This window comes from Thermoactinomyces vulgaris (assembly GCF_005886755.1).
Lineage (GTDB): Bacteria > Bacillota > Bacilli > Thermoactinomycetales > Thermoactinomycetaceae > Thermoactinomyces > Thermoactinomyces vulgaris.
Genome location: NZ_CP039710.1, coordinates 528,985 through 548,177 on the forward strand (window position 1 = coordinate 528,985; position 19,193 = coordinate 548,177).

Annotated in this window: 19 protein-coding genes and 1 riboswitch; of the genes, 10 read left to right on the forward strand and 9 right to left on the reverse strand. The window is 48.5% G+C overall.

Annotation, left to right across the window (positions count from 1 at the left end):
- The first annotated feature begins 14 nt into the window (after positions 1–14).
- Positions 15–1,088: an undecaprenyldiphospho-muramoylpentapeptide beta-N-acetylglucosaminyltransferase gene (locus FA954_RS02760; RefSeq protein ID WP_138614844.1), complete on the forward strand. Its 1,074-nt coding sequence runs from the start codon at positions 15–17 to the stop codon at positions 1,086–1,088.
- A gap of 53 nt (positions 1,089–1,141) precedes the next feature.
- Here FA954_RS02760 and FA954_RS02765 read toward each other — a convergent pair whose 3' ends face one another.
- From FA954_RS02765 to FA954_RS02775, 3 genes are read right to left on the reverse strand one after another with little or no spacing between them, the layout of a single operon-like run.
- The gene (locus FA954_RS02765) at positions 1,142–3,004 is read right to left on the reverse strand and encodes a PTS fructose transporter subunit IIABC (RefSeq protein ID WP_037993131.1); all 1,863 of its coding nucleotides are present in this window, start codon (positions 3,002–3,004) and stop codon (positions 1,142–1,144) included.
- 15 nt (positions 3,005–3,019) lie between these two features.
- The gene (pfkB, locus tag FA954_RS02770; protein WP_037993129.1) at positions 3,020–3,937 is read right to left on the reverse strand and encodes a 1-phosphofructokinase; all 918 of its coding nucleotides are present in this window, start codon (positions 3,935–3,937) and stop codon (positions 3,020–3,022) included.
- On the reverse strand, positions 3,934–4,692 hold the full coding sequence (locus FA954_RS02775; protein WP_037993128.1) for a DeoR/GlpR family DNA-binding transcription regulator: 759 nt from the start codon (positions 4,690–4,692) through the stop codon (positions 3,934–3,936). The genes pfkB and FA954_RS02775 overlap by 4 nt, the downstream gene beginning before the upstream one ends.
- A 500-nt stretch (positions 4,693–5,192) precedes the next feature.
- Here FA954_RS02775 and FA954_RS02780 point away from each other — a divergent pair, with 500 nt between their 5' ends.
- The 3 genes from FA954_RS02780 to FA954_RS02790 all read left to right on the forward strand — a co-directional run bounded on the left by FA954_RS02780 (position 5,193) and on the right by FA954_RS02790 (position 12,152).
- Positions 5,193–6,530, forward strand: a complete 1,338-nt coding sequence (locus FA954_RS02780; RefSeq protein WP_121874315.1) for a helix-turn-helix domain-containing protein — start codon at positions 5,193–5,195, stop codon at positions 6,528–6,530.
- A 58-nt stretch (positions 6,531–6,588) separates the two neighbouring features.
- Positions 6,589–6,704: riboswitch (SAM riboswitch) on the forward strand.
- Positions 6,705–6,871: 167 nt separating this feature from the next.
- A complete protein-coding gene (gene metH, locus FA954_RS02785) occupies positions 6,872–10,261 on the forward strand; it encodes a methionine synthase (RefSeq protein ID WP_242062471.1) in 3,390 nt (1,129 codons plus the stop codon).
- A 13-nt stretch (positions 10,262–10,274) separates the two neighbouring features.
- Positions 10,275–12,152: a bifunctional homocysteine S-methyltransferase/methylenetetrahydrofolate reductase gene (locus tag FA954_RS02790; RefSeq protein ID WP_037993125.1), complete on the forward strand. Its 1,878-nt coding sequence runs from the start codon at positions 10,275–10,277 to the stop codon at positions 12,150–12,152.
- A 192-nt stretch (positions 12,153–12,344) separates the two neighbouring features.
- Here the strand turns inward: FA954_RS02790 and FA954_RS13580 are convergent, their stop codons facing one another.
- Complete coding sequence (locus FA954_RS13580; RefSeq protein WP_156097696.1) at positions 12,345–12,512, reverse strand: hypothetical protein; 168 nt, start codon at positions 12,510–12,512, stop codon at positions 12,345–12,347.
- 296 nt (positions 12,513–12,808) lie between these two features.
- Here FA954_RS13580 and FA954_RS02795 point away from each other — a divergent pair, with 296 nt between their 5' ends.
- Complete coding sequence (locus FA954_RS02795; RefSeq protein WP_131470903.1) at positions 12,809–13,162, forward strand: hypothetical protein; 354 nt, start codon at positions 12,809–12,811, stop codon at positions 13,160–13,162.
- Positions 13,163–13,398: 236 nt separating this feature from the next.
- Here FA954_RS02795 and FA954_RS13585 read toward each other — a convergent pair whose 3' ends face one another.
- Both FA954_RS13585 and FA954_RS13955 read right to left on the reverse strand, forming a co-directional pair.
- Entirely contained in the window at positions 13,399–13,554 is a 156-nt protein-coding gene (locus FA954_RS13585; protein ID WP_156097695.1) for a hypothetical protein, read from the reverse strand.
- 110 nt (positions 13,555–13,664) lie between these two features.
- A complete protein-coding gene (locus FA954_RS13955) occupies positions 13,665–13,793 on the reverse strand; it encodes a hypothetical protein (RefSeq protein WP_255347142.1) in 129 nt (42 codons plus the stop codon).
- 202 nt (positions 13,794–13,995) lie between these two features.
- On the opposite strand from FA954_RS13955, the gene FA954_RS02800 reads away from it, so the two are divergent.
- Positions 13,996–14,955, forward strand: a complete 960-nt coding sequence (locus tag FA954_RS02800) for a 4-hydroxy-3-methylbut-2-enyl diphosphate reductase (protein WP_037993122.1) — start codon at positions 13,996–13,998, stop codon at positions 14,953–14,955.
- Positions 14,956–15,033: 78 nt separating this feature from the next.
- Here the strand turns inward: FA954_RS02800 and FA954_RS13590 are convergent, their stop codons facing one another.
- Positions 15,034–15,198, reverse strand: a complete 165-nt coding sequence (locus FA954_RS13590; RefSeq protein ID WP_156097694.1) for a hypothetical protein — start codon at positions 15,196–15,198, stop codon at positions 15,034–15,036.
- Positions 15,199–15,251: 53 nt separating this feature from the next.
- The gene (locus tag FA954_RS02805; RefSeq protein WP_037993120.1) at positions 15,252–15,578 is read right to left on the reverse strand and encodes a DUF1811 family protein; all 327 of its coding nucleotides are present in this window, start codon (positions 15,576–15,578) and stop codon (positions 15,252–15,254) included.
- Between the two features lie 82 nt (positions 15,579–15,660).
- Between FA954_RS02805 and FA954_RS02810 the strand changes: the two genes are divergently transcribed.
- Together FA954_RS02810 and FA954_RS02815 are read left to right on the forward strand one after the other, a co-directional pair.
- Positions 15,661–16,599 carry a hypothetical protein gene (locus tag FA954_RS02810; protein ID WP_049720612.1) on the forward strand — a complete coding sequence of 313 codons (939 nt, stop codon included), beginning with the start codon at positions 15,661–15,663 and terminating at the stop codon, positions 16,597–16,599.
- A 2-nt stretch (positions 16,600–16,601) separates the two neighbouring features.
- Entirely contained in the window at positions 16,602–16,994 is a 393-nt protein-coding gene (locus FA954_RS02815) for a hypothetical protein (RefSeq protein ID WP_131470904.1), read from the forward strand.
- 52 nt (positions 16,995–17,046) lie between these two features.
- On the opposite strand, the gene FA954_RS02820 is transcribed toward FA954_RS02815, so the two are convergent.
- Positions 17,047–17,232, reverse strand: coding sequence for a hypothetical protein (locus FA954_RS02820; protein ID WP_037993117.1), 186 nt, complete (start codon positions 17,230–17,232; stop codon positions 17,047–17,049).
- A 245-nt stretch (positions 17,233–17,477) separates the two neighbouring features.
- Between FA954_RS02820 and ablB the strand changes: the two genes are divergently transcribed.
- Both ablB and speD read left to right on the forward strand, forming a co-directional pair.
- Complete coding sequence (gene ablB / locus FA954_RS02825; protein ID WP_121874318.1) at positions 17,478–18,308, forward strand: putative beta-lysine N-acetyltransferase; 831 nt, start codon at positions 17,478–17,480, stop codon at positions 18,306–18,308.
- A 380-nt stretch (positions 18,309–18,688) separates the two neighbouring features.
- Positions 18,689–19,099 carry an adenosylmethionine decarboxylase gene (gene speD, locus FA954_RS02830; RefSeq protein WP_037993114.1) on the forward strand — a complete coding sequence of 137 codons (411 nt, stop codon included), beginning with the start codon at positions 18,689–18,691 and terminating at the stop codon, positions 19,097–19,099.
- Positions 19,100–19,193: the final 94 nt, after the last annotated feature.

The window sequence follows — 19,193 nt, forward strand, 5'->3', positions numbered from 1 at the left end:
AAGGGAAACGACAGATGAATAAAACCATTTTGTTTACAGGTGGCGGAACCGCCGGCCACGTCATGGTCAACTTGGCACTGATTCCTAAATTTTTGGAAGATGGCTGGAAAGTGATTTATATCGGTTCCAAAGACGGAATAGAAAAACAATTAGTTTCCGAACTGAAAGATGTGGAATATTACAGTGTTTCGACCGGAAAACTGCGCCGGTACTTTGATTGGAACAACTTTAAAGATCCTTTTAAAGTCCTGAAAGGGATTTTTGAAGCATACCGGCTGATTCGCCGCCATAAACCGGGTTTGATCTTCTCCAAGGGAGGATTCGTGTCGGTTCCGGTGGTGCTGGGAGGATGGTTGAACCGGGTGCCTGCCATCATTCACGAATCCGACATGACGCCCGGGCTGGCCAATAAGATTGCCACTCCGTTTGCAACAAAAGTTTGCACCACGTTTCCGGAAACGGCCAAACATTTTTCCAAGGAGAAAGGAAAGTATGTCGGCGCCATCATCCGGGAAGAATTGAAACACGGGGACCCCGGACGGGGAAGGGAATTGTGCGGATTCACCCAAGAGAAGCCGGTGATCCTGGTCATGGGCGGAAGTTTGGGGTCTGGCGTTATCAATGAAGTGGTTCGCAACAACTTGGATACGCTTCTAAAGCGGTTTCAAATTGTTCATCTTTGTGGGCGGGGAAAGGTGGACGAGTCGATTCAAAAACCCGGCTATTGCCAGTTTGAATACTTGTCGGAAGAACTTCCCCATGTCTTGAACATGGCCGACTTTGTCGTGTCGCGTGCCGGATCCAACGCCATTTTTGAATTCTTGTCGCTGAAAAAACCGATGCTTTTGATTCCGCTTTCCAAAGCCGCCAGCCGCGGGGATCAAATTTTGAATGCGCGTTCTTTCGAAAAAATGGGCTATGCGGAAGTTTTGATGGAAGAAGACTTGACTGATGAAAGTTTCTTCCAACATCTGGAGAATTTGGTGGAAAATCAGGAAGCCTACCGCGAGAAAATGAGCCAAAATTCTCCCGAGCAAAACATGCAAGAAGTGATCCAATTAATCAAATTGACTGCCAAACCGATGTGAAAAGAAAAGGTCTCGTTCCCGGTTGTCACCAGAGGGAAGAGACCTTTTCAGGTTTAACGGATTTTCTTTTTGAAGAAACCGATCAGGACGGCCGTGACGAGCGAACCGGCCAGGATGGCGAGAAGATACAAAAGCGGTTGGTTGACCAACGGTATGACAAAAATTCCGCCATGCGGAGCCGGCAAGGTGATGCCGAACATCATGGTGACCGCACCGGCCACGGCAGATCCCACAATGCAAGAAGTCAGAACCCGCAGGGGATCGGCGGCGGCAAACGGAATTGCTCCTTCGGTGATGAAAGAAGCGCCCATCACGTAATTGGTCAATCCGGATTTGCGCTGTTCGTCAGTGAACTTGTTTTTGAAGAAAGTGGTTGCCAACGCAATGCCGAGCGGCGGAACCATTCCCCCGGCCATGACGGCGGCGTGGGGGGCGAGGTTGCCGGCTTCGATGGCGGCGATGCCGAAGGTGAAAGCGGCTTTGTTCACCGGACCGCCCATGTCGACCGCCATCATGCCGCCCAAGATCAATCCGAGGATGACGGCATTGGTGCCGCTCATCCCGTTCAGCCAATCCGTCAGCCACTGGTTCAGTGCGGCGACGGGGGTATTGATCACTAGCACCATCAACACTCCGGTGATCAGGATGCCGAAAACCGGGTAGAGCAACACCGGTTTAATTCCTTCTAAACTGTCCGGCAAAACGGAAAAAGCTTTTTTCAATAAAAGGACGACATAACCGGCAAGGAAACCGGCAATCAATCCGCCCAAAAACCCGGCTCCCGCGCTGGCGGCCAAATAGCCTCCGACCACCCCGGGGGCAAATCCGGGGCGGTCCGCCAGACTGCTGGCGATAAATCCGGCCAAAATCGGAACCAAGAAATGAAACGCTCCTTCGTCTCCTCCGATTTTCATCAAAAGTTCTGCCACAGGGCCCTTGGCATCAATGCCTCCAAAGACAAAGGACAACGCAATGAAGATACCGCCGCCCACCACAAAGGGCAGCATATTGCTGACCCCGTTCATTAAATGCTTGTAAAACCCGAAGGAAGAAGGCGCTTTCTTTTTCGCACCTCTTGTCTCTTGATGTCCCTGGTAGACCGGGGCGTCCTGTTTCAAAGCGCGCCGGATGAGGGTTTCGGCCTTGTGAATGCCGTCGGCCACCGGAACCTGAATCACGTGTTTTCCATGAAAGCGATCCATTTCCACTTGCTTGTCCGCTGCGACGATGATGGCGGTGGCCCGTTTGATTTCGTTTTCTGTCAAACGGTTTTTCACTCCGGTTGAACCATTGGTTTCCACCTTGAGGGAAACTCCCATTTCTTTCGCTTTGGCGGCCAAGGCATCGGCAGCCATGTAGGTGTGGGCGATGCCGGTGGGGCAAGCGGTGACAGCCAGGATCATAGCTCCGTCGTCACCGGGTTCTTTTTCGTCTTTCTTTTCTTCTCTGTCCTCATGCCCTTCTGCTTCCTGGCGGCGAACAATGTCCAGCAGTTCTTCTTCGGTTTCGGCCTCGAGCAAGCGTTTTCTAAAATCTTCATTCATCAGCAACGTGGACAAGCGGGATAACGTCTCCAAATGGGTCTCGTTGGCTCCTTCCGGCGCGGCAATCATGAAGAATAAGCGGGCCGGGTTGCCGTCCAGCGATTCATATTCGATCCCGGAACGGCTGCGGCCAAAACCAATCGCCGGTGTCCGGACCGCTTTGGTTTTGGCATGGGGAATCGCGATCCCCTCGCCGATGCCGGTGGATCCTTGCGATTCCCGTTCGAGGATGGCTTCTTTAAACAGATTTTTGTCGGATAAAACCCCGGCTTGATCCAGCTTGTCCACCAGCTCGTCGATCACGGCAGATTTGGTGGTTGCGCCGAGTTCCATCACGATCGTTTCTTTGGTTAACAAATCGGTGATCTTCATTGGATTTGCACCTCCTCAAAGCGCCTCAATGTCAATTTCCTGTCGTAATTGTTCAACCTGTTCTTTGGTGCACAAGTCGGGCGAAAACGCGGTTGCACTGCCGGCAGCCACGGCGGTTTTGAATGCGGAGACCGCATCGTTGGTTTTCTCATAGTCAGCGAGAAAGGCGGCAACCATCGAATCGCCCGCCCCGACCGGGTGAACCACGGTGCCTTTGGGAACGGTGGAGCGATATGTCGCATCCTCTGTAAACAAAAGCGCTCCTTGGCCGGCCATTGATACGATCACATGGGCTGCCCCCGCTTGTTGCAGCTTGCGTCCGTAAACAACCACCTCTTCCATGGTGTTTAAACGGACACCATACAATTGGCCCAGTTCATGGTGATTGGGCTTCAACAAAAAAACGGGACGGTTGGCCGCTCTTTTTAATGCCGGACCGGCAACGTCAACAGCGACACGGACGCCGCGGGCGCTAAGTATTGCGGCCCATTCCTCATAGACGGAAGGGGACAGCGACGGGGGAATGCTGCCGGACATCACCACGGTGTCTCCCGGCCGGACTTGTTCCAGCTGTTCGTTTAATTGCTGAAACGCTACCGGAGGGATCGCCGGCCCTTGGCCATTGATTTCCGTTTCCTCGTTTGCCCCGGTTTTGAGCTTGATGTTGATGCGCGTATCTTCGTTGACGCGGATCCACCGGGCAGGAATGCCTTCCCGTCGCAACGCTTCTTCAATAAACCTTCCGGTAAATCCGCCCACAAAGCCGAGAGCCGTGGTTTCGGCCCCCAGCCGGTGCAACACGCGAGCCACGTTGATCCCTTTGCCCCCGGGGTATTTTTGTTCTTTCTTCATCCGGTTGACTTGATGGAGTTGCAAGGTTTCCACTTCAACCACAAAATCGATGGAAGGATTCAATGTAATGGTATAAATCATGCCTGATCAACCTCAAATACATAAGTTTTTTGTGCAAGTTTTTCTTTGATCTCCGAGGAAAGAGGAAGTGTAATCAAGGAGGCTTCTTCCAAATCAGCGAATTTGGCAAAAGAAACTTCCGATAACTTGCTGGGATCGGCCAACACAAACGCCTGACTGGAAAGTTGAAGCGCTTTTTGTTTCAGGCAGGCTTCTTCGGGATCCGGCGTCGTGTATCCAAAATCCGGATGGATGCCGTTGGTTCCCAAAAAACACTGATCAAAGCGGTAACGTTCGATTCCTTGGAGTGCCACGGCTCCGATCAGCGCTTTGGTGGATGATTTCATTTTCCCGCCCAAAACATAGGCCTCGATGTCATATTCAACCAGCCGTTCCAAATGCGTCATTCCATTGGTGACCACTGTGACTTGTTTTCCGGCCAGCGCCGGGATCATTTCAAGCGTGGTGCTGCCGGCATCGAGATAGATGCAAGCTCCCTGATCGACAAAGGAACCGGCAAAGAGAGCGATTTCTTTTTTCTCGGGGGTGTGCCGAATCGCTTTTTCTTGAATGGGCATTTCCAAACCTTTGTTTTGAAGCAGCGCTGCACCGCCGTGAACCCGTTTTAAAAGATGTTGTTGCTGCAATTGATCCAGGTCGCGGCGGATGGTGGATTCGGAAGCGCCGGTTAAATGAACCAATTCCTGCACTTTTACGATACCTTGCCTTTTTAATAAACTCAGAATGAATTGGTGACGTTGGGGTGTAAGCGTGATCCATCACCTCGCTTCGGCCTTTTCTTGATTGTATCGAAAAAAGAGAGCAAAAACAATCATTTTAAATCATAACCAATCAAAAACAATCAAAAAACAGGATCAAAGAAGGAGATTGCGCTGTTAATTTACTGGGTAAAATAAGAAATACAGAGAAAAAAAAGATATAGAGACAATATTTGAAGGATGTTTGAGTAATAAACAAAGTATTTTAATTTAATACATAAAATATTTAATAAAGATGCGGAGCATGGGATTAAACATTGATTGTTATTTGTAAAATTCGAAAAAATATCCGACTCGAAATAAAGATGTGAAAGCGGTGTTTCGATTGTTTTTTTCAAGATGAAACCGGGGCTTGTTTTTTGGGATGAAAGTTAAAAATAGAAATTGGTATAAATTACAATCCATAAAATGTTAATTTTTATATATTTATTTCTTTATAAAATAAAATGAATGAAGTAATATAGAGTTAACCAACAATCCGAAAGGAAAGATCGGCTATGAATATTTTGGAAATGAGTGAAATTGGCAAATTTATTCGTAAAGTCCGAAAAGAAAAAGGGTTAAGATTGGAAGATTTGGCAGATGAGCATATCTCCACGGCGACAATCAGTAATATTGAGCGCGGTGTTCCTCATGTCAACAAAGATAAAGTCTTGTATTTAATGAGCAAGCTGGAACTGGATTTAAATGAAATTCCGGAAATGATCGAAAAAGATACGGAAACTTTGGAAAGTATGCAAGTGCGGTTTGTCGCCATCGAAACCATGATCCAGATGGGAATGCCTGAACGGGCCCTTCATTTGCTTTCGGATATATCGGAAGAATCTTATTCCAGACATCAGGCTACGGTTCATTATTTGAAAGGGAAAGTGTACAGTCACCAGAAGGAATGGCGCAAAGCAGAACGTGAGTTGAGTGAAGCCATCCGTCTGGCTTATCAGGATCCCTATTCCCCGAAAAATCATTTGGAAGCTGCCGGTTATTGTGAACTGGCTTATTGCCGCTTTATGAACAAAGATTATGGACAAGCCCTCCGGTATGTGGAACGCGGGTTGGCGGCAATGGAGCAAGACAAATCCAATGAGTGTGATGACCGAACCTATTACTTGCTCTTGATTTCGCAAGTGGCTTACTTGGAAAAGTTGAACCGCACGGATGAAGCTTTCCGCCTGCTGGAAGAGTTGTGGGGGAAAATTCCCCGGATTCAAAGCAAAGACATCATCATTAAAATGTACTATTATCGCTCCAGGTTGTTACAGAGAATGAAACTTTACCATGATGCCATCCGCTATGCCAGAGAGGGGATTCAACGGTCGGTCGGCAGTAAAAACACGGAAGAAATGTTGAAGCTTTGGAGTGGATTGGGACTGTCTTACCTTGAAATTTCCCAATTGGATGATGCAGCGACCTGTTTCCAATTTGTCTTAGAACTGGCAGAACATGATGATAACTCCCAGGAAGTAGCACATGCCTATTGCCATCTGGGTAAAGTGTATATGTTGCAAGGCAAATACCACGAAGCTTATGATAAGCTGAAAAAAGCGCTGGAATGGGCGGAAAAAATTTATGATCCGCAACTGTTGAATGATGCCCTTTTCACCATGGGCAAACTGCTGAAGCAGATGAAGCATTACACTGAAGCGGTCGAATATTTGAAACGGTCTGCCCGTTTGGCAGCCAAAAACAAGCTGAAAACCAATGTTTACGACTGTTATTATGAACTGGCCGGCTGTTATGAAGCTTTGGATGATCAGGATGGCTTCAAATCGGCCACCGAGCAAATGTACCTGGCCCAAAAAGAACTCGAACAACAGCAACTGCGGCAAATTGGTTGACAACTTGCAAAAAGATTTATATATTATGAAGATAAACTGACATAATTTTTACAAGGATCTCTTATCAAGAGAGGCGGAGGGACTGGCCCGATGAAGCCCGGCAACCTGTTGGAACTTGCGTCCAATGTGGTGCCAATTCCAGCAGAGAGAGTTTCTCTCTCTGAAAGATGAGAGTGAGTCTGGCCGGGTAATCCACACCTTTTCATCTTTCAGAGATGAAAAGGTGTTTTTTATTTTGCGGACCTCTGCCTGGGAAAAAACGGTTAAAGGTGGCGATAGGTGTGGGGAAAAAACCGATTGAAGAATATTTGCGCGAAAAAATTGTCATTTTGGATGGCGCGATGGGCACGATGTTGCAGCAGGCACAACTGACGGCTGATGATTTTGGCGGAGAGCGGTATGAAGGTTGCAATGAAATCTTGAACCTGACCCGGCCGGATCTGATTCGAAACATTCATGAAAAGTATTACCAGGCCGGCGCCGATGTGGTGGAAACCAATACATTTGGAGCCACGCCGCTGGTTTTGGGGGAGTATCATTTGGCAGACAAAACCGAAGAAATTAACCGGGCAGCCGCCCGTTGTGCGGTTCAAGCAAGGGACAAATGGTCAACCGGTGACCGTCCCCGCTATGTGGCCGGCGCCATCGGGCCGACCACCAAGACATTGTCCGTCACCGGGGGGACGACCTTTGAAGCGTTGGCCGAGGGATACTATCGGCAGGCGAAAGCATTGATGGAGGGCGGGGTGGACTTTCTCCTGTTGGAAACTTCCCAAGACACGTTAAATGTGAAAGCTGGGGGGATCGGGATTGAAAGGGCTTTTCAGGACTTGGGCTTCCGTTTGCCTGTCATGATTTCCGGGACGATTGAGCCGATGGGAACGATGCTCGGAGGACAAACCATTGAAGCGTTTTATCTGTCCATCGAACATCTTCGCCCGTTTGCGGTCGGGCTGAATTGTGCGACCGGTCCCGAGTTCATGACGGATCACATCCGTTCGTTGTCCCGAATTGCCCGTTGCGGCGTCAGTTGTTATCCCAATGCCGGCTTGCCGGATGAAAACGGGGATTATCCGGAGACCCCCGAAGCCTTGGCGCAGAAATTGACCGACTTTGCGGATAAAGGATGGCTGAATTTGGCGGGAGGCTGTTGCGGAACCACACCGGAACACATCCGGGCCATTGCCCGGGCTTTGGAAGGGAAAAAACCCCGCCGGCCGGTTCAAAGCCATTTGCCAGGAATCTCGGGAATTGACCCGGTTTTCTTGGAAGAGGATGCCCGGCCGTTGCTTGTCGGGGAGCGCACCAACGTAATCGGGTCCCGCAAGTTTAAACGGCTCATCAGAGAAGGGAAATATGAGGAAGCCTCCGAGATTGCCCGCAAACAAGTGAAAGGCGGAGCCCAGATCATCGATGTTTGTCTGGCTGATCCGGACCGGGATGAACTGGCGGACATGGAAGCATTTTTGAAGCATGTGACCAAAATGGTGAAAGTTCCGCTGATGATTGATTCGACCGATGCCAGGGTGATTGAAAAGGCGCTTCAATATTCCCAAGGAAAAGCAGTGATCAATTCCATCAACCTGGAAAACGGGGAAGAACGTTTTCAAGAAGTGATCCCGCTGGTGAAAAAATACGGGGCGGCAATCGTGGTGGGATCGATTGATGAAGAGGGGATGGCGCAGACGGCCCGGCGGAAACTGGAAGTGGCGCTCAGAAGTTATGATTTGCTGGTTCATAAGTACGGCATTCCTGAAGAGGACATCATTTTTGACCCATTGGTTTTCCCCGTCGGGACGGGAGATGAACAGTACATCGGTTCCGCCCGTGAGACGGTGGAAGGCATCCGGCTCATCAAAAAAGCGTTGCCCCGGACATCAACCATTCTGGGTATCTCCAATGTTTCTTTCGGGCTTCCGCTGGCCGGGCGTGAAGTGTTAAATGCGGTGTTTCTCTATGCCTGCACCAAAGCAGGGTTGGATTATGCCATCGTCAATACGGAAAAACTGGAGCGCTACGCTTCCATCGGGGAAGAAGAGAGGGAGTTGGCGGAAACCTTCTTGTTTCACTCAGATCATCAAAACTATGACGATATCTTGATCCGGTTTACAAACTTTTACCGCCATAAAAAAGAAAAGAAAAAGCAAACCGGGGTTCGGATGACTTTGGAAGAGAGGCTTGCCAACTACATCCTGGAAGGAAGCAAAGACGGTTTGTACGAGGATTTGGATCAGGCGCTTGCCAAGTACAAACCGCTGGATATCATCAACGGGCCGTTGATGGCAGGCATGGATGAAGTGGGGCGTTTATTTAATGATAACCAGTTGATTGTGGCTGAAGTTTTGCAGAGTGCGGAAGTGATGAAAGCGGCCGTCCGGTATTTGGAACCCCACATGGACCGGGCGGAAAGCCATACACGGGGAAAAGTCGTTTTGGCCACCGTCAAGGGAGACGTCCATGACATCGGGAAAAATCTGGTGGAAATCATCTTGGCGAATAACGGCTATCAAGTGGTGAATTTGGGGATCAAAGTGCCCCCGGAGCAATTGATTGAGACCGCCCGGAAAGAAAAGCCGGATATCATCGGGCTGTCCGGGCTTTTGGTGAAGTCGGCCCAACAGATGGTGGTGACGGCCCAAGATCTGAAAGAAGCGGAGATTGACATTCCCATCCTGGTGGGCGGGGCGGCTTTGACGAGAAAATTTACAGAAACACGCATTTCCGTGGAATACGACGGCCCCGTTTTATATGCCAAAGACGCGATGAACGGACTGGAACTGGCCAACAAGTTGATGAATCCGGAGCAGAGGGAGCAAATTGAGGCCGAAAAAAACGAAAAGAAAAAACAGCGGTCTCCATTGCAAACAGACCGAAGGGAGGCGGGGCCCCCGGCGTCTTTGCTGGTGAAAAGCAAAGTGAACCGCAAGGCCCCTGTTTTTACTCCGCCGGATTTCAAAAAGCATGTTTACCGGGATTATCCGTTGGATTTGCTTCTTCCCTATATCAATTTGCAGATGTTGTTTGGAAAACATCTCGGGTTAAAGGGAAATGTGGAGCAATTGATCGAAGAGGGGGACGAAAAAGCGCTGGAAATGAAGGGATTGTTTAGCCAGTTTTTTGAAAAAGCCAAAAAAGAACGGTGGCTCACCCCTCACGGCATTTATCAATTTTTCCCCGCGCAAGCCGACGGGGATGACATTTTGATTTATGATCCTGAAGACCCCGGCGTGATATTGGAACGTTTTTCGTTTCCCCGTCAGCCTGAGGATCCGTATCTGTGCCTGGCAGATTTTGTGCGTCCGGTGGAATCCGGGGAAATGGATTATGTCGGTTTTCTTGCGGTGACAGCCGGGCAACACATCCGGGAATTGTCCCAAAAATGGAAAGAAAAAGGGGATTATCTCCATTCCCATTTCATTCAGGCCTTGGCATTGGAAACGGCGGAAGCCTTCGCCGAACAATTGCATCAACAGATGCGGAACCGTTGGGGATTTCCGGATCCGGCCGAAATGACCATGAAGGAGCGGTTCGGCGCAAGATATCAGGGAATTCGCGTTTCTTTCGGCTATCCGGCTTGTCCTGATCTGGAGGATCAGCAGAAGTTGTTTCGCCTGATTTCGCCGGAGGATATCGGCATTCAGTTAACCGACGGTTTCATGATGGATCCCGAAGCATCCGTGTCGGCAATGGTGTTTGCTCATCCGGAAGCTCGGTATTTTAATGCGATATAAGGGGGAAAGATTGATGGGCAAGCAAGGCTTGCTTCAATGCCTGCAACATTCTTTGCTGGTCGGAGACGGGGCGATTGCGACATTTTTGTATCAACAAGGCGTTTCCATCGGCCATTGTACGGAGGAATTGGTTTTGAGCAACCCGTCCCTGATCAGCGAGGTTCATGAAGCATATTATCGGGCCGGGGCGCGTGTGATTGAAACGCACACCTTTGGTGCCAACCGCGAGAGGCTGTCGCGTTACGGACTGGAGAGCAAGGTGACGCGGCTGAACCGGGAAGCCGTTCATATTGCCAAAGAATCGATTGGCAGCGATGCCTATGTTCTTGGGGTGATCGGTTCCATCTGTGCCGGGAAGGTGCCGGTGTACGATGAAGAGGAGTACCGGGTGATGTATGAAGAGCAAGCGGTGGCTCTTTTGCACGGAGGTGTTGACGGGATTTTGCTGGAGACTTTTTTGGATTTGAAAGAGCTGCAATTGGCGGTTGAAGTGATTCGCCCGTTGACGAAGCTTCCCGTCTTTGCCCAGCTGTCGATGATGGAAATCGGCCGGACCCGGGATGCCTTTACCGTCTCTGAAGCTTTTGAGAAGCTTGCATCGCTCGGGGTGAACGGGGTGGGAATCAATTGCCGTTTCGGTCCCGTGGAAGTATTGAGAACATTGGAAAAAACCATTGTTCCCGAGCAAATGATCCTCACGGCTTTTCCCAATGCCGGGCGGCTGGGGATGAGCAACGGGGAACTTCATTACAAGTCGGAGCCGGACTATTTTGAAGAAACAGCCGGTCTCTTGATTGATCAAGGAGTCCGCCTGCTTGGAGGGTGTTGCGGAACCACCCCCGGGCACATCGCCCGGATAGCCAAAGCATTGAAAGACAAATGTCCGGTTCAGCGGAAAAATCCTCCCCGGGATGGTTACAAACTGTCTTCCCATGAAACGATCGTCTTGCAAAAAAGAACGAAACCGACGGTCGTACAGAAAGTCCGCAACGGACAACGAACCATCATTTGTGAATTTGATCCGCCGAAAGATCTGGATACCATGCGGTTCTTGCAAGGGGCGAAAAAACTGAAACAAGCCGGTGTCGATGCGGTCACGATGGCGGACAATTCCCTGGCCACCGCCCGGATGAGCAATTTGGCGCTGGGCGCCATCTTAAAAAAATATGATATCGAGCCGTTGGTCCACGTGGCTTGCCGGGACCGGAATTTATTGGGACAGCAATCCCACCTGATGGGGCTTCACGCCTTGGGAATCGATCAAATTTTGGTGATTACCGGGGATCCCACCCGCATGGGGGATTTGCCCGGAGCCCATTCGATTTACGATGTCACTTCCTTTGAACTGATCCGGATGGCGAAACAGCTGAATGAAGGGATATCGTTCTCTGGAAGGAAATTAAAACAAAAAGCGCAGTTTGTGGTGGGCGCCGCCTTTAATCCGCATGTGCGAAAGCTGGATGCGGCGGTCAAACGTCTCGAGAAAAAAATTGAAGCCGGCGCGGATTTTGTCATGACTCAGCCGGTCTATGACCCGGACGGGGTGATTCGGATGCATGAGGCGACGAAATCGCTTGGCATCCCGGTGTTTATCGGTGTGATGCCGCTCACCGGGTATCGCAATGCATTGTTTTTGCATAATGAGGTGCCCGGAATTAAAATACCGGAAGACGTGTTAAAAAGAATGGAAAAAACGACCGACCGGCAGTCCGGAAAATCAGAAGGCGTCCAAGTGGCCAAGGAACTTTTGGAAGTGGCGATGGAAAAATTCGACGGAATTTATTTGATCACCCCGTTTTCCAACTGGCAGATGACAGAAGAATTGACGCATTTTATCCGGCGGCATGACAAAAAGATGCAAGCCTGTCTCAAGAGCCATACACATGCTTAAAGAACAAAAAAAGGCCCTCCTGTCGGTTCAGGAGGGCTGATTGTTTGATTACCCAAAACCAAATTCAAAAGAATAGAGAAACGAACCATTGGCCATTTGGGGGAATGATTCATCCGTTTGGAGAGGAAATGACGCCCTTTTGGAACGGGAGGGCTGTCATCCAATGCAAAATGCAAACCAAACAAAGGTGATTCACTTTTTAAAAGGCACATCCTTCGAAATATGGTCGAGAAACATATCTCTTGCCATTTTGAGTACCGTCCTTTTCACTGCGGGACGAACCCGCTTGTGAATGACACGGTACTTGTATCCCAGACGCTGGTCGGCAAAAGATTTCGAGGATCGATCACGTACGACCATATTCGCCCCCTCCTTTTTAACATTTATTAGACATCGGTAACCAACAATTCCTTCCTCGCGACATAAGTAGTCAAATCATTTAATTTTTTGACAAAAAAGGACATTGATGATAATGAGGATGATGGGGATTTTTTCGCATTCTTCCTTCTTTGAAAGGGGTTTGCCGGCTTGTTGACGAATGGATGATATAGTCAAAAATAACGAATTTTGCTTTTAAATATAAATAAAAAGATGCAGTGGATTGGTTTGTTCATGGAAAACGCGATTTTTTCAAAAGGGGAAATGGGTGAACAATGATGCAGGATCAAACAAAGAGAAAAAAAAGAGTGGAGCGTTTGGCGGACCAGATTGAAGCGGAGATATTAAATGCGATCCGGGAAGGCGGGCCTCAACCTTATTACACGGAAATGTATTTAAATTGCGCGATCTGTTATCAGGAAAAGAAGAGAACCGAATTGAGAATCGCCAAAGATCCCGACCAAATCTTTGATGAATTCGCCGTGTGCTTTGACTGTATTGCCCGGCGAAACCTGACGCTTTCCCATTCGGAACGGGCGCTTGATTTTGAAGCGAGAACGTTGGCCATCTTGCGAATCAAAAACGGTGTCATGAAACCCCAGAATTGGGAGGAAGAAGAGGAAGCTCTTTAAATCTGCACGAAATCACCCCTGTTTCATGGTTTTGTAATATTCCCATTCTGTACAAATTTATTTAAATGTAGTATACCTATTTACAGACGGACAAGATTCGGGGGGTTTTGATCATATGAATGGGAATATTCTGGATTCATCAGGAGTGATTATCCTTTTTTTGTTGTTTATTTCTTTTATTCTTGGTACCTTGTATGTCCGCGAAAGAATGAAAAATTAATCCGATACAGGTGCAATCAAGGCCATCCTTCCGGGAGAGAAATCAGGAAGGATGGCCTTTTTTCAGCAATGATGGTGAGAGCTTTCCCACCGGTGACGAGGGGATTCATGCGGATGACAGTGGTAAGGTCTTCTGCAGTGGGGATGGTGACGGTGAGGATGTCTGCAATCATGTTTGCTCTCACAATACCTCATATACCATTTAAGCATTTCCAATTCATACTTATGGCAAATTTTAAGGTGGTGATACATGTGCCGGAGCCATCTGGGATCACAGGGGATTTCATGCATGGGCGGCATGCAGGGCATGGGCATGGGGTGTTCCGGCATCGGCGGCATGGGATATTCCGGCATGACCGGCGGTTGCGGTTCGGGCCTCGGCATGGGTTTTGCTGGTTTTTCCATAATGCACACTCACTTCCTTCTGTTCATGATGACAGTGTATCTTATGAATGACCAAGGGTGGATGTTCCAGAAAAAATGCCTAAAAAATTGTGAAATCCTTTTGGACTTATCGGGAACAGGGAGGATTTGCATTTACCCGGAGCGGCCGTTGCGCTATAATGAGATGGACAAAAGCCTCGGATCCAACATCGGGGTCAGGAGGGAAAAACATGGAAGTCGTAAAAATCACACCGAGAGGATATTGTTACGGAGTGGTGGATGCCATGGTTTTGGCGCGCCAAGCCGCCCAAAACCTGGATCTGCCCCGTCCGATTTATATATTGGGAATGATTGTTCACAACAGCCATGTTGTGGAAGCATTTGAAGACGAAGGCATTATTACCCTGGACGGAGCAAACCGGTTGGAGATTCTGGAGAAAATTGACAAAGGGACGGTCATTTTCACCGCACACGGGGTTTCTCCCGAAGTCCGCCGTCGCGCCCGGGAAAAGGGTTTGACGGTGGTGGATGCAACTTGTCCGGATGTGACGCGGACGCACGATCTGATCAGGGAAAAGACGGCTGCCGGATATGAAGTGATTTATATCGGCAAACAAGGCCATCCCGAGCCTGAAGGGGCCATGGGAGTGGCTCCCGGGAAGGTTCACTTGATTGAAAAAGAGGAAGATATTGACCGGCTCCAACTCAAAACGGACCGGTTGCTCGTCACCAACCAAACCACCATGAGCCAATGGGACACCAAGCATTTGATGGAAAAGGTCAAAGAACGGTTCCCGACGGCAGAGATCCACAATGAAATTTGTCTCGCCACGCAATTGCGGCAAGAAGCCGTTGCGAAACAGGCGAAGGAAACGGATCTGGTTCTTGTTGTCGGAGATCCCCGCAGCAACAATTCCAACCGGCTGGCTCAGGTGGCCAAAGAGATCGCCGGCGTGGATGCGTACCGGATTGCGGATGTGACAGAAATCAATTTGGACTGGCTCAAAGGGAAAAAAGTGGTCGGCGTGACGGCGGGTGCGTCGACGCCAACACCGATCACCCGCGAAGTGATTCGCTTTTTGGAGCAGTTTGACGAAAATGATCCGAGTACCTGGGAACGCAAACAGGAAGTCAGCATGAACAAAATTTTGCCGCCGGTGCGAAAGAAAAAGTTACAACCGAAAAAATAACCGGAGACTTTCAAGTCCCGGTTTATTTTTCACTCATTTCTTTATACAATTCTGTCAATTTACAGACCTAAAAAAACATTATTTTCGGGGATAGTGTGCGGCCATAAAATCATAGCATTGATTCATGGTGCCGCGAAATTCAATGCGATGATCCTTTTTCATCGGATTATACCAAGCGAAATAGTTATCTTCATGAATGATCGATGGCGGGAGTTTTTCTGAATCGCGGACGACATAATACATTTTCGAACACACCTCCTAGTTGTATTATGTCCAATACAAATAAAAATTAACCATCATTTAACAGAACGGCGGGATACCGGTTTTTCCAACAAAGCCAAAGGAACGGCTGTTTTTTCACCGGAATGTTCCCAATTTCCCCAAGCCATCACTCCGTTCAGATATTCGACATAAAAAGGAATGTTTTTTCCTTCCACTTGATACCAACAGGAAGTTTGGACAGTTGAGGAATCGATCAGGTATGAACGCGCAAGATTGATTTTTTGTTCCAAAATGGCAAGTTGTGTATCCAAACCTTGGTCTTTTGCTTTTTGTTTTTCCCGGTTCAGGCGCTCAATTTCCATCTCAAGAGCATCTTTGGACATTTGGCTGAAACGTTGCATCGTATCCTCCTTTTTTGCAATACTCCTTTTTATTGTACCGGGAGGCCGGGATGAAAAACAACCTGGAGGACACAGACGGGGGGTGGGGAAGATCGCTGTTGTGCTGCTGTTTATTGACGGGGTGGGCTTGGGAGAGATGGCTGATCACAATCCCTGGGTGACGTATCCGACTCCTTGCATCCGTCAGTTGCTAGGCGGAATGCCGTTGGTGAGGGAAGCGGCCGGCCGCCATGGTCCGGATCTTCTTCTGCTCGAGACCGATGCCTGTCTGGGCGTGGAGGGGCTTCCGCAGAGTGCCACGGGCCAGGCGACGATCTTTACGGGAAAAAATGCAGCCCGTGAGATGGGAAAACACATGAGCGGGTTGCCGTTTCGAAGGTTGCGTGAATGGGTGAAAAAAGACAATATCTACTTACAGTTTGAAAAAAAAGGATGGAAAGCGACCTTTGCCAATGCGTACACCAAAGAGTATTTTGAACGTCCTGCCACCAAGCGCGGATGGGTGTCGGTCACCACGGCAACGATCCAATCCAGCGGGGAGCCGGTTCGGTTTTTCCCGGAATTGGTGGAAGGCAAAGCGGTGTATCATGACATTACCCGGACCATCCTGAAAAAATCAGGGACGGATGTGGAGGAAATCACGCCGGAGCAGGCTGCCCGCCACCTTTGGTCGATAGCCAGCGGTTATGATTTGGTTGTCCATGAGTTCTTCTTGAGTGACCGGGCCGGCCACAAACAGGATCCCTGGTTGCTTCAATATGTGACGCACCATTATGATCGTTTTTTGGGGGAACTTGCGCGGTTGAAAGGGCCGGAGGATACGATAGTATTGGTCAGCGATCATGGAAACAGCGAAGATTTGCGGGTGAAAACCCATACCGCCAACCCGGTCCCCACCCTGGTGATCGGGGATATTGACGCATTCTCGGAGGTTGACACGGGAGCGTGGGATTTAACGGGCATTGTTCCGCTGTTGCATCGGATCGTGTCCAGAAATAAAAATGAGGTAAAGGATCGGTGATTATGAGTTCAAGATATATACCACAGGTGACAGAAGCAGCCATTCCGGAGGACGGAGGATGGACCGAACTCCGTGCGGATGAAACGGATACGTTGGTGTTGTCCATTCCGGAGTGGGCCGGCGATGTCAAGCAATCGGAGGAAGCGGATGAATATGTCTGGATGTACGACCGCGGCAATGATGCTTACCTCTTTTGTTTCCGGTTGAAGGGGAAGCGGGAATATGCAGTTGCGTTTCCGAGGGAACATGCCGGGATCCTGCTGAAAGACAAACGTGCTTATGCGCCCTTTCATTTGTTGATCACCAGTCAACCTTTGTCGGGTTCCGATTCGTTGGATCCTTGCTTTTTGTTTCGGAATATCGAATTAAAAAGGCATCCCCAAGCCGGATGGTGAAGAAGACAAAAATCCCCTTTTTTTCTTTGAAAAGAAGGGGATTTTTTATGTTTCAGCCATCGTCCATGTTGTAGATGTATTCTTGCCGAAGATGGTCGTCGTCTTCCTTTTCTTGTTCGCTTTTGAGACGGTCCAATAATTTTTTATATTCATCGGCTCTTGTATAAGGCGGTTCGGTTTCCAACACCTTGGTTAGAGCCCGGATGACGATGCCGCGTTCTTTGGGTGTCAGGTACATAAAAGAAACCCCCTGGATTTAGGGTAATCAACATCTAAATTATATCCTACCCGCATTAAATAAAAATTACACGACGGATCTCCCTTTTTTGTGTTGATTTTATGTCCAATTGACATGAAACCGGGAAAAAGCCGTTTGTATTTCAGAAGACAGGGTAAAAGTTACTGATGATAATATCGGGCAGCTTGGCAAAAGCTAAGGACAGCGGAGTTGCAGAAAGAAAGATGATGGAGGAGAGTAGTTGAATGAAAACCACTCAAACCACTCCACATAATGTATCTTATGAAGTGGATGAATTTAATAGTCGCATTAAATTGATCCAATACAGCCGGTACGATGTGGAGTCCCTGTTGAAACACCTGGAAGAATTGGCCAAGGAAAAGGATATCGGTAAAGTGATGATTTATGCAAACCCTGAGGATATCTCCTTTTTTGAGAAGCTCGGGTTTCAAAGAGAAGGAGAAATCAGCGGTTTTTTCCAAGGAAATCCGGCTTGTATTTTGTCCCGCTTTCTGGAAGAGGACCGCGCGCATAAAAAAGATGAGGAGAAAAAAGATCAAATTGTGGAGATGGCAGAGCAGGCCGAAGCCATTAAAGAGCGTCCGCGTTTGGATCCAAAGTATCAATTGCGCCATGCCGTGAAAGAAGATGCCGAGGCTTTGGCGAAGTTGTATCAGCTGGTTTTTGAAACGTATCCCACCCCCATTCATGATCCGGATTTTATCCGCCAGTGCATGGACCAGGATGTCTACTTCACGGTGGTAACCGAAGGGGATCAGATTGTCAGCTCGGCATCGGCTGATGTTTTTCCGCATTTTCAATGTGCGGAAATCACTGATTGCGCCACTCACCCGGATCATCGGGGAAACGGACTGTTAAGTGCCATTATTTATGATCTGGAATTAAGAATGAAAGAAAAAGGGATCCCTCATCTGTTTTCATTGACCCGGGCGGTTTCGACGGGAATGAATATGGTGATCGCCAAGCTGGGTTTTGAATATAAAGGACGATTGATTCAAAACAGCCAGATCTCCGGGGATTTTGAAGATATGAATATCTGGGTGAAAAAGTTGTAAAAAGGCGGGCGTTGGCAAGAAGGAAATTAAAGCGGGACCGGATCCCGCTTTTTTTAACAAATGCTCCGGCAATGATTGGCCGTGGATGAGACACAGAAAACCTGGATGGACAGGTTCGTTGCAGGATGATTCGGATGATTCGAAATATTGGTTTTAAACTTTTTAAAAAGATCGCAGTGAAAGGGAATTTCGGTTAAAATAACTATTGAAGTTGTATACAGATTGTGTTAAGTTAATCACTGTGACATTGAGCTAGTAGGATCCAGGATTCACTTAAAGGGTTGGGACCTCACTGGACTAACCTTCCCCCGTGGTGAACAAGCAGATCCTAGCGGAATTTGGCTCACACCAACTTTTTGCTAGGAAGGGGGCCGAAAGAGATGGAATTTTCTACTTTCGGAAGACATGTAGCCATGGATGCATGGGGTGTTGATTTCGATCTGCTGAATGATGTCCAGCGTTTGGAGGAACACTTGAAAGATGCGGCAAAAGCCTGCGGAGCAACCGTTTTGTCCGTCCAATCGCATCAGTTTGAACCTCAAGGGGCCACTGTTTTAGTGTTGCTCTCAGAGAGTCATCTGTCCATTCACACGTATCCGGAAAAAGGGTTTGCCGCTTTGGATTGTTATACTTGCGGTCATACCGTTGATCCCATGATTGCCATTGAGCACATGTTCAATGTATTAAAACCCTCCCAAGCCTATCACAAAATGCTTCGGAGAGGTGTTAGGCCTATTGAGGTTGTCCAACCAGAACCAGCAATACGACCGATGAAAAAAATGACGGTTTAAATAAGGAACGGTGGGAATCCAAAAGCATGTTTTGGATTCCTTTTTCATTTAAAAAAAAAAGCCGAAGAACATGTTCTTCGGCTTTTTTTCGTCT